The sequence below is a fragment of the Glutamicibacter sp. MCAF14 genome (assembly GCF_052114325.1).
Taxonomy (GTDB): domain Bacteria; phylum Actinomycetota; class Actinomycetes; order Actinomycetales; family Micrococcaceae; genus Glutamicibacter; species Glutamicibacter arilaitensis.
On record NZ_JBFREO010000003.1, the window covers coordinates 338,475 to 354,181 of the forward strand.

The 15,707-nt window shown below is 59.5% G+C and carries 12 protein-coding genes and 1 pseudogene; 4 read left to right on the forward strand and 9 right to left on the reverse strand.

Going from position 1 to position 15,707, the window contains the following annotated elements; translation table 11 throughout:
• Positions 1-2: 2 nt before the first annotated feature.
• The 7 genes and pseudogenes from AB4Y71_RS06985 to AB4Y71_RS07015 form a co-directional block, all read right to left on the reverse strand.
• Positions 3-470 (reverse strand): annotated as a pseudogene (locus tag AB4Y71_RS06985) (GNAT family N-acetyltransferase); the annotation flags it as partial.
• Complete coding sequence (locus AB4Y71_RS06990) at positions 463-642, reverse strand: hypothetical protein (protein ID WP_013348161.1); 180 nt, start codon at positions 640-642, stop codon at positions 463-465. The gene AB4Y71_RS06990 and the pseudogene AB4Y71_RS06985, both read right to left, overlap by 8 nt.
• A gap of 31 nt (positions 643-673) precedes the next feature.
• Positions 674-2,044 carry an NAD(P)/FAD-dependent oxidoreductase gene (locus tag AB4Y71_RS06995; RefSeq protein ID WP_441719228.1) on the reverse strand — a complete coding sequence of 457 codons (1,371 nt, stop codon included), beginning with the start codon at positions 2,042-2,044 and terminating at the stop codon, positions 674-676.
• A gap of 154 nt (positions 2,045-2,198) precedes the next feature.
• Entirely contained in the window at positions 2,199-3,131 is a 933-nt protein-coding gene (locus AB4Y71_RS07000) for a 4-(cytidine 5'-diphospho)-2-C-methyl-D-erythritol kinase (protein WP_102598244.1), read from the reverse strand.
• 2 nt (positions 3,132-3,133) lie between these two features.
• Entirely contained in the window at positions 3,134-4,018 is an 885-nt protein-coding gene (rsmA, locus tag AB4Y71_RS07005) for a 16S rRNA (adenine(1518)-N(6)/adenine(1519)-N(6))-dimethyltransferase RsmA (protein WP_441719059.1), read from the reverse strand.
• Positions 4,019-4,118: 100 nt separating this feature from the next.
• Entirely contained in the window at positions 4,119-5,282 is a 1,164-nt protein-coding gene (locus AB4Y71_RS07010) for a transglycosylase family protein (RefSeq protein ID WP_441719062.1), read from the reverse strand.
• A gap of 258 nt (positions 5,283-5,540) precedes the next feature.
• A complete protein-coding gene (locus tag AB4Y71_RS07015) occupies positions 5,541-6,497 on the reverse strand; it encodes a TatD family hydrolase (RefSeq protein ID WP_441679588.1) in 957 nt (318 codons plus the stop codon).
• Between the two features lie 208 nt (positions 6,498-6,705).
• Between AB4Y71_RS07015 and AB4Y71_RS07020 the strand changes: the two genes are divergently transcribed.
• The 3 genes from AB4Y71_RS07020 to AB4Y71_RS07030 are packed head-to-tail and all read left to right on the forward strand — an operon-like array spanning position 6,706 to position 11,411.
• Positions 6,706-7,668, forward strand: coding sequence for an AAA family ATPase (locus AB4Y71_RS07020; RefSeq protein WP_441719065.1), 963 nt, complete (start codon positions 6,706-6,708; stop codon positions 7,666-7,668).
• Between the two features lie 10 nt (positions 7,669-7,678).
• Positions 7,679-9,004 (forward strand): DUF58 domain-containing protein, encoded by a 1,326-nt coding sequence (locus AB4Y71_RS07025; RefSeq protein ID WP_441719067.1) that lies wholly within the window; start codon positions 7,679-7,681, stop codon positions 9,002-9,004.
• The gene (locus tag AB4Y71_RS07030; protein ID WP_441719070.1) at positions 8,994-11,411 is read left to right on the forward strand and encodes a transglutaminaseTgpA domain-containing protein; all 2,418 of its coding nucleotides are present in this window, start codon (positions 8,994-8,996) and stop codon (positions 11,409-11,411) included. Before AB4Y71_RS07025 ends, AB4Y71_RS07030 begins: the two co-directional genes overlap by 11 nt.
• Before the next feature lie 68 nt (positions 11,412-11,479).
• Here the strand turns inward: AB4Y71_RS07030 and AB4Y71_RS07035 are convergent, their stop codons facing one another.
• Positions 11,480-12,967, reverse strand: a complete 1,488-nt coding sequence (locus AB4Y71_RS07035; RefSeq protein ID WP_441719072.1) for an NAD-dependent succinate-semialdehyde dehydrogenase — start codon at positions 12,965-12,967, stop codon at positions 11,480-11,482.
• 138 nt (positions 12,968-13,105) lie between these two features.
• Positions 13,106-13,966: a 16S rRNA (cytidine(1402)-2'-O)-methyltransferase gene (gene rsmI, locus AB4Y71_RS07040; protein WP_134780783.1), complete on the reverse strand. Its 861-nt coding sequence runs from the start codon at positions 13,964-13,966 to the stop codon at positions 13,106-13,108.
• Positions 13,967-14,034: 68 nt separating this feature from the next.
• On the opposite strand from rsmI, the gene AB4Y71_RS07045 reads away from it, so the two are divergent.
• Complete coding sequence (locus tag AB4Y71_RS07045) at positions 14,035-15,645, forward strand: dolichyl-phosphate-mannose--protein mannosyltransferase (protein WP_441719076.1); 1,611 nt, start codon at positions 14,035-14,037, stop codon at positions 15,643-15,645.
• Positions 15,646-15,707 lie beyond the last annotated feature (62 nt).

The following is a 15,707-nucleotide window of genomic DNA, read 5'->3' on the forward strand; positions in this document are numbered from 1 at the left end:
AACCTCTGGTCGAAGCGGTGCGCTTCCTGACGCTGCGCATCGCTTGTCAGCTGGATGAGTGAAATGCCCTTGTGTTCCGCTTCGCAGATAGCCCAGCGGATCATTTGCGTGCCCAGTCCGCTTCGGCGCGACTCGCTGGCCACTCGAACTGCCTCGATCTGCATCCGTTTCGCCGCTCGGCGCGCAAGACTCGGCAAGGTTGTCAGCTGCATCGTGCCAACAATTTTTCCGCCCTCGCCTTCCAGCACAATCAGCGCATGCGCGGGGTCAGCATCAATTTCACCGAATGCCTCCAGATAGTGTTCCGGCCCGCCGGCTGCCCCAGAATGCTCTGCACGGCGTATTTCATCCTGTTCCATCAAGGCAATGACCTGTTCAAGATCCTCTATTCGCGCTTCGCGCACGAGGTAGTTCCGGCCCTGTACCGATAACTTGCCGTCGTTCAGGAGCATTTTGCCTCCCTCAGGCATGAGTCTGGGGCCTGCTGCGGGCGCCGATGGCGAAAGCCGAGAGAATGATCCCCGCGCCTTGCAGCAACCATCCCAGAATTCCGACCTGCATCAGCGTGATCATCAAGACACCAGAAATAATAAGAACTAGTGCTGCAGCCCATAGATAGAATCCACGCGTTTTCCGTCCCATGGCCACAGTCTATGCCCGCCGCTGGAACCCTTCAAGGTTTTCCGGTGATCCTATCGGCAAGCACCGCTAGTGCAGAGGTGCTTGTCCTGCCCTTGAGCTCGCTTCGGTCGGCAGCGCCGTAGGCGGCATAGAGTCCTTTGGTTGCCAGCCAGCGCAAGGGTTCGGGCTCCCATTTGCGCACCCGGTGGTTTACCCATGGCAAATTGGTCAATTCAGTCTCGGCCCCGAGGATCAAGTCGCGCAGGGTGCGTCCGGCCAGGTTCGCCGCGCCAACCCCGGTTCCGACATACCCTCCGGCCCAGCCCAGGCCGGTGTCCGGATCCAGCCCGACGGTAGCCGCCCAGTCCCGTGGCACGCCAAGGACCCCGGACCATGCATGCTCGATCCTTGCTCCCCGGGTTTGCGGGAACATCCGGTGCAATATTTCTTGCAGCCCCTGCATCGTTTTTTGCGGCGTCACGCCATCGGTATCCGTGCGCGAACCATACTTGTACGGCACGCCCCGTCCGCCAATGGCAATCCGATCATCGGCAGTATGCTGCGCATACATGTAAACATGGGCGTAGTCCCCCAGCACCTCGCCATGCTTCCAGTTCAGTTCATCCCAAATGGATGACGGCAGTGGTTCGGTAGCGATCAAGGACGAATTCATCGGCAGCCACAAGCGCTTGTGCCCGGCCAATCCGGCGGTGAATCCTTCGGTGGCCCGGATGACGTACTGGGCCTTGAGGGTACCGGCTTCGAAGTCGACGTGGTGCGGCTGCAGTGCGGTAGCGCGCGTGTCCTCATGGATTTTCACTCCGAGCCGTTCCACGACTTCGGCCAGTCCGCGCACCAGTTTGGCCGGGTGGATCCTGGCTGCATGCGGATGGAACAGCCCAGCCCGGGCATTGGCGACATTGATCTTTGCCTGCGTTGCACCGGCTTCCAGCAGGACGGTATCCGAATGCTCCCATCGCGCGTCGGTCATCGCATCGTCCCGCAGGCGTTGCTCCTGGGCAGCAGTGTAGGCAACTTCCAGTTCCCCGCCTTGCTTCAGGTCCGCATCGATGCCTTCGGCTGAACAAACGGCAATGACCTCGGCCACGGTCTGGTTCATAGCCAGCTGGAAGTCGTTGACCGCTTGCCGGCCATGGGAAGCCAGGTAGCGGTCGCGGCCAGCGGTGATGGTATTGGTAAGCCATCCCCCGTTGCGCCCCGAGGCGCCATAGCCCACGTGCCGGGCTTCGAGGATGGTGATATCCAGCTTCGGATTGGCCTTGGCCAAATAGTAAGCGGTCCACAATCCGGTGAATCCTGCACCGACGATCGCGACATCAGCGGTGCTATTGCCGCGCAACTGCTCGCGTGGCGCTGGCAGTCCGATTTCTTCCCACCAGTGCGAGACTCGTCCGTTGAGCATGTTGTGTTCCGCCCCAGAATCAAAAATGAATGGCACTCAATAAGTGTCTTGGGATTCAGCCTAGGGCCAGGCTGGAGGCGCAACAAGACCCCAGGGGCAAATCAGCAAAAGAAATCCCTGCCTGCATCGATGCAGGCAGGGATTTCCAGACATGTCATTCAGACAAGATGATGTGCGCACCGGCAGCTGGAGCAGTGACCGGGATGGTGGCAACGCCTACCTCGTCACCGAGCTGGGCCATGACCTCTTGGGCATGTTCTCCATCCTTGACCAGCAGCGCCAGAGTTGGCCCTGAGCCGGAAACCATGGCACGCAGGGCGCCGGCACCTTCCGCCATATCGCGCATGGTGCCCAGTTCTGGAGCCAATGCCAAGGAAGCCTGGGTCAGGTCGTTGGCGAGCACCTGGGATAACGCTGGTGCATCCGAAGCCATCAGCGCTTCGATAACCGCTGGGTCGATTTCTTGGGGGACTTCAACTTCGGTGCCTGAACGCAGGCGATCAAGCATGCCGTAGACTCGCGGAGTCGACAGGCCGTAGCTGGCTGGGATCAGCACCCAATGGGTCTTTGCCCGGGTCAGCAGCGGGGCCAGTTTGTCCCCGATGCCCAGGCCGATGGCCGCTCCACCCATCAAGGCAAAGGGTACGTCAGCCCCTAGGCGTGCGCCCAAGCGGCCCAGTTCCTCGCGGTCCAGCCCGGTTCCCCACAGCTCATTGCACGCCACCAGGGTGGCTGCTGCATCAGCGGAGCCGCCGCCCATGCCACCGGCAATCGGCACCCGCTTGGTGATGTGCAGGTCCGCTCCGAGAGTACAGCCGGTATGCTCCCGCAGCAGTTCTGCTGCTTGATGCACCAGGTTATTGGACCCCAGCGGAAAGTTCTCCGGTTCCGAGACCACCGGAGAATCAGGCTCCAAGCTCAGCAGCAGTTCCCCATCGGTGCGCAGGGTCGCCTCGATCTGTTCGGTCAGGGAAACCGCCACGTAGAGGCTGGCGACTTCATGGTAGCCATCCTCACGCGGAGGGCCTACCTTGAAATAGCAGTTGATCTTGCCCGGTGCGGTGGCAATGACATGCTGCTTGGACATGCTTATGCCTCGCTCGACGGGGCTTGCGCCGGAACAGCCTGTGCAGCTCGGGCAATGTCAATGTACTGCTCGATATCCAGCTTCTCTCCGCGTTCCTTCGGATCGATGCCGGCGGCAACCAGGATCCGCTCAGCACGAGCACCGGAACCGGCCCAGCCGGAGAGGGCCGCGCGCAGGGTCTTGCGACGCTGTGCGAAGGCCGCGTCGATAATGGCAAAGACTTCCCTGCGATCCGGGGCATCGCTGCGATCCTTGTCGCGGGTGAATCCCACCAGGCCGGAATGGATCTTTGGAGCGGGCCAGAAGACGTTCATGCCGATGACGCCGGCTTTGCGCATGGTTCCGTACCAGGCGCCCTTGACCGATGGGACACCGTAGATCTTATTGCCCGGGGTGGCTGCCATCCGGTCGGCCACTTCATCCTGCACCATGACCAGGCCATTGCGGATGGATGGGAAGTGCTCCAGCAGGTGCAGCACGACGGGCACAGCTACGTTATATGGAAGGTTTGCAACCAAAGAGGTCGGCTCTCCGGGAAGTTCGGTGACCTTCATGGCATCGGAAAGGATCACTGTCAGGTCATCTTCACGGCCAGGGCGGAACTCGGCCATGGTCTGCGGAAGGCGTTTGGCCAGCGGCGGGTCGATTTCCACGGCCACGACTTTGGCGGCGGCATCCATGATGCCCAAGGTCAGGGATCCTAGTCCCGGGCCCACCTCCAGCACCGTTTCAGATGGGTCGACTTTGGCGGCGGCGACGATGCGGCGGATGGTGTTCCCATCGATCACAAAGTTCTGCCCCAGCGTCTTGGTAGGACGGATTCCCAGCTCTTCAGCCAGACGACGGATTTCGGTGGCCCCAAGCAGCGGCAAAGATTCCTTAGACATCACAAATCCAATTCTAGTTCAGCCAGATTGATCCAAACATAACAACGCGACGCATCCACCGTGATGGTGGACGCGTCGCGTTGTTATTCAGCTTTTGTGTTTAGCGCAGACCCAGCTTGGCTGAGCAGTGTGGCCAGTGGCCCCATCCGCCGTTGGCACGCAGCTTTTCAGCGGTCGCAATCTGCTCTGCAGGGCTTGCCTGGTGCGGCAGCGGTGCGTACTGGGTGCCACCTGCTGCGCGCCACGAAGATGCGGAGAACTGCAGGCCGCCGTAGTAGCCGTTGCCGGTGTTGATCGACCAATTGCCACCGGACTCGCACTTAGCCAGTGCAGCCCAGGTTGAGGAAATGTTGCTCGGGGTTGGAGTCTTCTTGGAAGTAGTTTCCTTCTCTTCTTCCTTGGTACCAACCTTGATGACTTCAGCAACCGGTTTCTTGGTGATCTTGGACTTGAGGACTTCTTCCTCGCCCTTCTTGCCATTGCGGGATTCCTGGCGCAGGGTGAGCTCACGCTCGCCCTTTTCGCCTTCGGTCTTGACCTTGGTCTCGCCCTTGTCCATCGAGCTGTCCTTGACCTTCTTGGTCTCGAAGTCGATGTCGCGGGTTTCATCCCAGGTCTTGACGGTTACGTCGATGACCTCGACGGTCGCGTCGGCAGCCAGCTTGACGCTGTCCTTGGCGTTCTTATCGGTTTCACCCTTGATCTTTACGTTGATTTCATCGTTGCCGTCGACTTCGATCTTCTGCTCTGCGAGCAGTTCCTTGACGGTCAATGCGGTCGATGCGATCTTTTTCTTCTTGTCCTTGACAATCAGGGTCATGTCCTTGGGAGTGATGACTTCCAGTTCGTCGCTCAAGGCAGCAAGCTCCATGTCTCCATCGAGGGAAATCTCGGAATCCTTGTCAATATCGAGCTGTGCAACAACGTCGGCAACGGTCATGCCGGTGGTGTGCACGACGCGCTCGGTGCCATCGACGGTTACGTCGATGGACTTGTTGCGCTTGATATCCACCAGCTGCTCATCGGCAAGATCGGAATCCAGTGCGGCGGAGATCTCGTCGCGCTTGGCCAAGTTGATGTCCTGCTGTTCGAGCAGTGCGCCAACGGTAGCTGCACGGGTGGTGATTTCTTCGCGCTGCCCGTCAACGGAAACGACGACCGACTTCTGGCCGGAGATGTAGAAAACTGCACCGGCGATAACCACGGCTACGGCGAGCGCCTGAGCCAGGTATTTCACCCATGTTTTCTTGAGCAAGTGAGTCACGGTAGTAAGATCCCCATCGTTTGTAGGCCCGACGCCGGATGGTCTTTCCGGTTCATTGGTTGAGCCCGGCAGCTTTCGCTGCCTGTTCTTCAATCAAAATTGCGCCGTGTTTCCGTTTGCATCGAGGCGAGAGGATCAGGCTGCCTTGGACGCACCATGCCATTTTCTGGCAGGAACATCTTCGGACATCTCATCCACCGTAACCGAATTGTTATAATTCTTGCAAGTGTCCTGTAACGAGACCCACACCGTCCCGGTCTAGAATTCTCCGTACACTTCGCGGGTATTGGCATCAATCTGGGTGCAGAATTCGGCCAGTTCAATCCCCTTGGTTTCCGCCAAGAACCTAGTGGTGTAGGGAATCATGTAGCTCGCGTTAGGGCGTCCGCGGAATGGGTGCGGCGTCAAGAACGGGGCATCGGTTTCCACCAAAAGCAATTTCGGATCAGCCAGTTCCAGAGCTTCGCGAAGATCATGGGAATTCTTGAACGTCACCGTTCCCGAGAACGACATGTACCAGCCATTGTCGTTGCAGATGCGTGCCAGCTGCGCATCGCCTGAGAAGCAGTGGAAGACCACTTTCTTCGGCAACTGCGCATCCTGCAGCACCCGAACGACGTCGTCATGGGCATCGCGATCATGGATTTGCAGGGCCTTGCCTTGTTCTACGGCTATGCGCAAGTGCTCGCGGAAGGAATGCTCCTGCGCCCCACGCCCCTCTTCACCGGTCCGGTAGTAGTCCAACCCCGTCTCCCCGATGGCACGCACCCGCGGATCCGAGGCCAGCTTTTCGATCCGCCCGATCGCCTGGTCCAGCTGCGCACGCTCAGCAAGGCGGGCCGCATCGTTGGGATGAATGGCTACGGCTGCCAGAATATTCGCATGCTCGTTGGCGACCTGAACAGCATATTCAGATGACTGCACATCGCAGCCAACTTGGATCAGCCCTTTAACACCGACGGCAGCTGCCGCAGCTAGCGCCTCGGAGGCCGATACCTTCACGGTTCCGTCAAGGAAGTCCAAGTGCGTGTGGTTATCGACCACGGGAACTGGCAGCGCCTCGGGCGCTTCCGGGTAGTGCAAATTGCGCTTGCTTCCACCTTTTTCGCTGTCTGCAGCGCGCGCCCGCTCCCCCTGCTGAGCCTGCGGCGCTTCGTCCACAGGGCGGTAAGCTGCTGGAACCAGCGTGAGATCGGTATGTTTCTTCTTGGACACGGTAATCCTTTGCGCATCAGTACTGAGGTCAACCCTGCGGTTAATTGTGGCACCACCTCGTGCATTGGCAATAATCCTGCGCTCACTCCCCGGCAATAAGAGTCTGTTGCTGGATAAAAGAACCCCATATGATGTGATGCAAGACGCAATCGAATGCAGTAACTGCGAATGATCTCGCAGGTGATTCATTCTTCAGAAGGAGCCGCGCATGAGTGCGAACCAAACAGTGCCGTCGCTCGATTCAGCATTCCAGTCGAATTGCCAGCGGATATTCGATGCGGTCCAAAGCGTCATCACTGGCAAGCCAGAGGCCGTAACCAGCGCATTGACCGTATTGCTGGCACAGGGCCATCTCTTGATCGAAGACGTCCCAGGAGTCGGCAAGACCATGCTGGCCAAATCAATGGCGCGCAGTGTCAATGGTTCAGTTCATCGCATTCAGTTCACCCCGGATCTTCTGCCCAGCGATGTCACCGGCGTTTCGGTGTACTCCCCGCAGACACACGAATTCACCTTCCACCCGGGGCCGATCTTCGCCAATATTGTCATTGCCGATGAGATCAACCGGGCAAACGCTAAAACGCAGTCGGCACTGCTTGAATGCATGGAAGAACAACAAGTCACCGTAGATTCAATCACCCACCGGCTAGAGCAGCCCTTCATGGTGGTGGCAACCCAGAATCCCGTTGATTCTGAAGGCACTTTCGCTTTGCCTGAAGCCCAACGTGACCGATTCATGGCACGGCTGTCGCTGGGGTATCCGCAACGCGACGCGGAAATCTCGATGCTTGCCGGCCGGCACCAATTCGACCCCTTGGAAGCACTGCGGGCCGTGGTGGAGCTAGCGGAGCTACGGCACATGATTGAGCAGGTCAAAACGGTCATTGTCACCGAACACTTGGGCTCCTACGTCGTGGATCTGGGCCGGGCCACCCGCGAGCATCCGCAAGTAGCCTTGGGCGCCTCCCCGCGCGCTCTGATCCAGTGGGTCCGCGCCGCCAAGGCCCGTGCCGCAATCCAAGGACGCGACCACGTATTGCCCGAAGACGTTCGCAGCGTAGCCCAAATGGTGCTCAACCACCGCCTGATTCTGACCCGAAGAGCGGTTGCCGACGGTATGGATACCAGTGCTGTGATTCAAGAGCTGGTTGCCAGCACCCCCGTGAACTAGCACAACAGCCATGGAAAAGATTCCCCGCTACGATTCGCGCGATGCCCTGTCGTGGACGCGGACCGAGACAACACCGCCGGCCCTGCGGCGGTGGCATCTTGACCTGTTCACTGTGCGTGGCTGGTGCACGGCAGCGGCTGGCGGACTGCTGGTATTCGTGTCCTACCTGTTGGGACGGCACGAAATGATGGCGCTGGGCCTGGCGCTGCTGACGTTGGCGTTGGCCAGCTGGGCCTTGGCCTTCAACCTGCGTGGACGAACGAATTTGCACCGCGAACTGCTCTCTGTGGTTCCCAGCGTTGGCGAGGTCAGCAGGTTCCGTTTAACCTGTGCCGAACCAGCAACCATCCAAGAGCAACTGCCAGAAGATTTTGGCCCCGGCCCGCGCTTCCAAGCTCCTGGATCCGTTGAATACGAGTTGGTGTTCCGCACGCGCGGAATCCATCTATTGGGGCCTGCCCAGCAAATAGTCGGCGACCCGCTGGGACTTATCCGGGGAATGGTGCGCACCGGGGACGATTTGGAAGTTCCTGTACGTTCGCAACTGCATGCCCTGGATCGGCTGGCCTCGCTGGGCGAACTCACGCTGACCGGCGATGCCAGATTCTCCCGGAGCACCACCGCCGATTACTACGATGTCTCCACCCGCGACTACCAGCAAGGAGACTCCATCCGCCAGGTCCATTGGAAAGCCAGCGCCCGCCACGGCAAGCTCATGGTTCGCCAAGAAAACCACGTCGCCACAGCCCAAGCCCTTCTGGTTCTGGATACTTCCTTGGACCGCTGGATCCACAGCGGATCGGATCTGAAGCTCTCCTTGCCGCAGGCTCGCGCAGAAGCGCTGACCAGCAGCCGCCGCTTCGAGAACGCATTGTCATTGGCCAGCAGCATTGGCCTGCGCTACGCCAACAGCGGCTACCAGCTCGCCTTCCGCAATCTGGACGGAATGCCCTTGGCTGAACGCGACCAGCAGAGCATCTCCGAGCTGGGCGCACTGGATTCTTTTGAAGACTTCCATGCTGCAACGTCGGAATTGGCCTTGGCCAATGATGCAATGCCCGCCAATGGAGCAGAAATCTTCGGCAGTTCCTTGCACAAGGAATTGCTGGGCTACCGCGACGAACCTGTCATCATGATCCTCGGTGAACTCGACACGGCTCAGGCAGCATGGCTGGCTACCCTCGCCCGCACCGTGCGCCACGGTGAGCTGTTCCTATTGGTTAGCAACCCAGAACGTTATCTGCGCGTGCACCAGGAATTGGCACGCACCGGATGGAAAATACACATCCTTCCCGGCAACATGTCCATAGATTCGATGTGGAACGATGAGCGCTGACCTTGCCGCGCGCCTCGCGCAAATTGCAAACCCTCCAGCTCCCACTCCGGAGCCAGGGTACAAGCGGGCACTGCGGTGGTTGCTCGTTCCGATTGCCGCCGCGTGCTGCCTTGCTGTCGCAGTGCTGGCCGGCTCGGCCTCGCTGAGCGGCGTTGTCGAAGGTGCTCGTTGGTTCCCGGCCCTGGTCGTCCCGATTCTTGCCTTGCACTTATCGGCCGCTGTGTTGCGCGCAATCCCCCGCTTGCGCTGGGCTGCTTTTCCCGCTGCGGCGATCGTGGCACTGCTTGCCGTCGCATTCAGCGAAGCCCGCACACTGAACCTGGGGAACTTGCCATTTACCCAGTGGGTCTGGGCGATGTTGAGCGAAGCTGGCATGCAGCTGGCCACTCAAGTTCCGCCTGTGGCCGCTTCCCTGCCCGTAGCCTTCGGCGTCCTGTGCTTCACGCTGGCCATCAGCCTGGCCGTCGAGCTGCTGGCCGGTTCGCGCCGGCTGGCCATGCTGAGCATCATTCCCATAACGCTGGCACCGATTATCGCCTCGCTGTTCAAGCAAGAAGGAGCCGGAATTGGTTATCTGGCGCTGATTTTGCTGGGCATGCTCGGGTATATCGCTCTCATTCCCTATCTCTTCGCCCCGGTATCCGCCAAGCATGCCAGAGTGCCCCTGCCCAAGCCCAGGACGTTGGGAATTCTAGGTATAACCGCCATGGCTTGCATCAGTGTCCTCTTGGCCGCCAGCTTCTGGATGCCCGGGTTCCGCAATGGCATGTTCGCCGAAGGGCAACGGCCGTCGGGAGACTTGCTGGCAAGCAATGTCGACCCGTTGATCAATCTGGGGCGAGACCTGCGTTCAAACAGCGGCGTGCCTATTTTGACCTACTACACGACCGCAGAAAAGGCACCGTATCTGCGCACCCAGGTCATCAAGGACCTCTCCGCTGACCGCTGGGAACCAAGCGAAGACATGCTGACATCCACGCTTAAAGGCACCACAGCAGTTCCGAAGAATTTCAACGAGCTCAACAGCACCAATGAACTGCTTCAAATGAACTGGCCCGGTGGAATCAGCACTTCCGTGCTCCCCCTGCCCAACCGGGCCCACTTCGTGCAGGGCATCGCTGGGGACTGGAATTGGACTTATGAGACTTCCGTCGCCGGTCTCTCCTCCGAGGCCCGGGCATCCACCAACGATATTTCCGTGACCTATGCGGACTTATTCATCAATACCGAAATGGTCCGCAATATCGGCCAGTTGGGAATCAGTGCAGCTGCGCAGCTGCCCGAATATCTGAAGCTTCCCCAAGATCCAGATAATGGGCTGGAACCGTTATTGCAGCAAACTTTGAACGAAGTCTTCGGCCAGGGCGGGATTCCTGCCAATGATATCGATGCCGCCATAGCGCTGCAGCATTTCTTCCGTTCCGGCGACTTCGTCTACTCCGAACGCACGCCCCTGCGCGAAGGCTATGACGGCGCCAATTCCCGTGTCGTCGAAGCCTTCTTGTCCCGGCGCCAAGGATACTGTGTGCATTTTGCCTCCGCCATGGCGCTGCTTGCGCGCAAGGCAGGCATCCCCTCGCGCATCGTAGTGGGCTACGCGCCAGGTGAAGCTACCGGAGAGAGCATCAACTTCAACGACAACATGTCCCGGGGCATGCTGGACCGGAGCGTTGAAGACGGCACAGAGCTCACCGGCTACTCGGTCAGTGGAAAGCAGTCCCATGCGTGGCCGGAACTGTACCTGAACGGCATGGGATGGGTTTCCTTCGAACCGACCCCGGGGCGGGGCTACTCACCAAGCTATGCTCCGGAACCAACGCCTACCTCTACCCCGCAAGAAAGTACTGCGCCCGAGGTCCCCACCGAACGCAGCGTCCCAAGCGCTTCAGCCAGTGCCACGCCAACGGCCCAGGCTGATGCCGTTGGCAATGAAGCTCAAGATTCGCTCGTTGCCTGGCTGGTTCCGGTTCTGCTCGTGGCCGCTTGCTTCGCGTTGATCGTTTCTCCGTGGATCCGCCATCGGCAACGCCAAGAACGGCTGGAGCGGGTGCGCAGGGGCGGGGATTCGGCTGCCCGCGCGCTATTGGCCGAGCTGCAGGCCATTGGCGCGGATTATCGGGAACCAGCAGGCCATCACGAGTCAGCTGGCGACTACACTACGCGATTGAGCGAAAATCATCCGCAGGTGGCCGATGAACTGCAGACGTTGAAAACCGTGGTTCAAGAGAGCTTCTACGCCAACAGGCATCTCGGTGCCGAAGACAGCACGATCTTGCTTGATGCCTTGCGTGCGGTTCAAGAAAACTTGCGCAGCGAACTGAGCTTCATCCAGCGCTGCTCAGCGTTCCTGTTCCCTAATTCGGTGCGCCCTGCCCGCCCAGACAAGCGTCCGCGAATCAATGCCTAGCAGTTGAATTTAAAAAGCCAAGGCCCACCCGGAACGTTCCGGGTGGGCCTTGGCTGTAGCTGAAGAATTTACTTCTTGGCTGCGTATGGATCGGCGATGCCGATGTACTGCACCGTGGTGTACTCTGCCAGGCCTTCTGCGCCGCCTTCACGGCCCAGACCCGACTGCTTCACGCCACCGAATGGTGCCGCGGCGTTGGAGATGACGCCAGCGTTGAAGCCGACCAGACCGAATTCGATCTGCTCCGAAACGCGGAACATGCGGTTGAAGTCCTGCGAGTAGAGGTAGGACGCCAGGCCGTATTCGCTGGCGTTAGCCAGCTTGATGGCTTCGGCCTCGTTCTTGAAGGTGGTCACCGGTGCCACTGGGCCGAAGATTTCCTGGGTCAGGATCGTCGCGTCGTTGGCCACGTTGGCCAGCACGGTTGGCTGGTAGAAGTAGCCTGGTCCGTCTACTGGCGCACCACCGGTGACGGCAGTTGCGCCGGCTGCGACAGCGGCCTCGACCAGTGCGTGGACTTCGTCGCGGGCCTTTTCCTCGACCAATGGGCCAACGGTGGTATCCGGGTCGGTACCGCGTCCTGGCTTCAGGGCCTTCATGGCCGCTGCGAACTTCGCGGTGAATTCTTCGGCTACGTCCTCGTGGACCAGGAAGCGATTCGCTGCAGTGCAGGCCTCGCCCATGTTGCGCATCTTGGCAGCCATGGCGCCTTCAACAGCTGCATCCAGGTCAGCATCCTCGAACACGAGGAATGGTGCGTTGCCGCCCAGTTCCATCGAGGTACGCAGAACCTTGTCCGCGGCATCCTTCATGAGCTGCTTGCCCACTGGGGTGGAGCCGGTGAAGGAAACCTTGCGCAGGCGGTCATCGGCCATCAGCGGGCCGGAGATCTTCGAAGCCGAAGAACCGGAGACCACGTTCAGCACGCCAGCTGGCAGGCCGGCTTCCATCATGGTGGCCGCAAACAGCTGCGAGGTCAGCGGAGTCAGCTTGGCAGGCTTGAGCACCATGGTGCAACCGGCGGCAATGGCCGGGCCGACCTTGCGGGTGGCCATGGCCAGTGGGAAGTTCCACGGGGTGATCAGCAGGCATGGGCCAACTGGCTTGTGGTGCACCAGCACCTTGTTCTTGCCCTCTGGGGTGGTGACGTAGCGGCCGTAGTGGCGCACGGTCTCTTCGGAGAACCAGCGCAGGAATTCAGCACCGTAGGTCACTTCGCCGTAGGCCTCGGCCAGCGGCTTGCCCATTTCAAGGCTCATCAGCAGCGCGAAGTCGTCTTTGCGCGCGGTCACCAGGTCAAAGGCGCGGCGCAGGATCTCGGCGCGTTCGCGTGGTGCGGTCAGCGCCCATTCGGCCTGAACTGCGTCAGCGGCATCCAGGGCCGCCATGGCGTCTTCGCTGGTCGCGCTGGCCAGGGTCAGCAGCTTTTCTCCGGTCGCCGGATCAAGCACGTCGAAGGTGCCGCCATCCGAGGCATCTCGCCATTCGCCATTAATCAAAAGGCCGGTTGGTACCTTGGCAAGCAACTCTGCTTCGCGCTGGGCCGTAATCGACATACGTGCATCTCCTGATAATAAGTAATGAAAACTGATCGTCTTTGATGTCTACGCTATTCCCGGCAGGCCACGAATGTAAATTGCCGTCTGCACGATGAAAGCGAGCATTCATTGTGCATTTAGCCTATGCGAACGCGGCTATTTTTCCGCTTCGTGACGTGAGGCGAGAACAGCCTCGTAAAGCTCACGTTTCTTGGCTCCGAATTTTTCGGCGACGTCAGCCACTGCTTGCTTCATCCGCACGCCTTCATCAACCAACGACGCAACCTTGGGCAACAAATCCTCAATGGAAGCGGCCTCGGCTTCTGGCGCACCGTGGACCACCACCACGATTTCACCGCGCACGCCGTCTTCAGCCCACGCACGCAGTCCGCTCAGCGAATCACGGCGCACTTCCTCGAATTTCTTGGTCAGCTCGCGGGCCACGGCCGCCTCGCGTTCCGGACCGAAAGCCTCAATCGCGGCGTCCAGGAAATCATTGAGCCTGTGCGGGGCTTCGAAGAACACCATGGTGCGATCTTCGTTGAGCAAGGAATCAAGACGCTTCCGGCGTTCCCCGGTCTTGCGCGGCAAGAAACCTTCAAAAGTGAAACGGCCAGTTGGCAAACCGGACAGGGCCAGCGCGGTCAGCACCGCGGAGGGGCCAGGTACTGCAGTGACTCGGATGCCTGCGCTCATGGCAGCAGCCACCAATGGGTATCCGGGATCCGAAACCGCTGGCATTCCAGCGTCGGAAACCACCAGAACCGTGGCACCCTCGGTAGCCAGCTCAAGCACCTCGGTGAGCTTATGAGCCTCGTTGTGCTCATGCAGGCTCATCACCTTGGCATTGATCTTAATGCCCAAGGCATGAGCCAGGTGGTGGAAGTTTCTGGTGTCCTCCGCGGCGATGATATCGGCGGTGGCCATGATCTCCCGCAACCGAGGCGAAGCGTCGGACAAATTGCCTATCGGGGTGGCGCCCAGGACGATTACGCCCTCATTATCTGAGTTCTGCACATTCTTAAGCCTACGCGACGCAGGAAAAGCCTACTTTCTGGACTATCCACCGGTAGCATGATTTGGTGATGGGCACCTCGGTATTGAACACTCCGGACACCGGCCATGTACGCTCGGCGCGACAGGCCTTCACTTTTGAGAGCTTGAAACAACGGCTCCTACCCGTGGTTGCTCCTCGCGGCCCGCTGATATGGATCATCCCGCTGCTCGTCACCCTTATCGCCGGACTCCTGCGTTTCATCAATTTGGCCCACCCGCACTTGCTGATCTTCGACGAAACCTATTACGTCAAAGACGCCTTTGCGATGCTGCAAAGCGGCTATGAGCGTGAGTGGGCTGACGAGAGCGACGAGCAATTCATTGCCGGTGACCCGCAGTTGCAGGACGAGTCATCCTTTGTGGTCCATCCGCCACTGGGCAAGTGGATGATCGGCGTGGGTATGCTGCTCTTCGGCGATTTCAATGGCTTCGGCTGGCGTTTTTCGACGGCGCTTCTTGGCACCCTGTCGGTTCTGCTCGTGACCCTGTGCGCGCGTTTGCTCTTCGGTTCCCACATCCTTGCCGCGATCGCAGGCCTGCTCATGGCCGTCGATGGCCATTCCATCGTCATGTCACGCACGGCACTGCTGGACATCTTCTTGATGTTCTTCGTCATTGCCGCGTTCTATGCATTGCTCAAAGACCGGGCCCAAGGCAGAACCGCACTAGCGCGGAAGCTTGCAGTTCCTGAAGGCAACCGCCCCGATGAATTCTTGCTAATCCACGGTCCGATGCTCTGGTGGCGCCCGTGGCGTCTGGTTGCAGCCATCATGCTTGGTGGAGCGGTTGGCATCAAGTGGTCGGCGTTGTCCTTTGTCGCTGTTTTCTGCCTCATGGCGGTGCTGTGGGACTTTGCCGCTCGGCGCAACGCAGGCATCCACAAATGGCAGTCTGCGGCCTTCACCCGTGACGGCCTGTACTCATTTATCACCATGATGCCGCTGGTCCTGCTGACCTACTTGTCCACTTGGACCGGATGGCTCATCACCCAGGGCGGACGCTACCGTAATTGGGCTCAGGAAAATCCAGGCGAAGGCATCAGCTGGCTGCCCGGGCCGCTGCGCTCCTTGTGGCACTATCACCAAGCCGGATATGAATTCCATACCGGGTTGAACTCCGAGCACGGTTGGCAGTCCTCGCCATGGACGTGGCCCTTTGCCGGGCGTCCGGTGCTGTTCTATTTCGAAGGCTACGACAAGGGCGTCAACGGCTGCGAACTGCAGCGTTGCACCGAGGTCATCACGGACTTGCCTAACCCCTTGATGTGGTGGGCCTGCACCATCAGCATGTTCTTGCTGATCTTGTGGTGGATTGGTGCCCGCGACTGGCGCGCCGGAGCAATCCTTTCTTCGGTAGCTGCAGGCTTCCTGCCATGGCTCATGTACCCAGAACGCACGATGTTCTTCTTCTACACCCTGCCACTGGTTCCGTTCATGGTGCTCGCGTTGACGTATATGATTGGCAGGTTCATTCCGCGCGACCCCCATTCCGGTGCCGTGTACCGCTCACGCGTCATCATAGTGACCATATTTATGGCGTTATTACTAGTCACGTCGGCCTTCTTCTGGCCAATCTGGAGTGGAGAAATGATCGCGGATGACTATTGGCGCTTGCACGTGTGGCTGCCTAGCTGGGGCTAGGCCACCTGCGGCTTAGCCACCTATTTACATGAAATAGGCCACTTAGCTGATCACCGATTTTC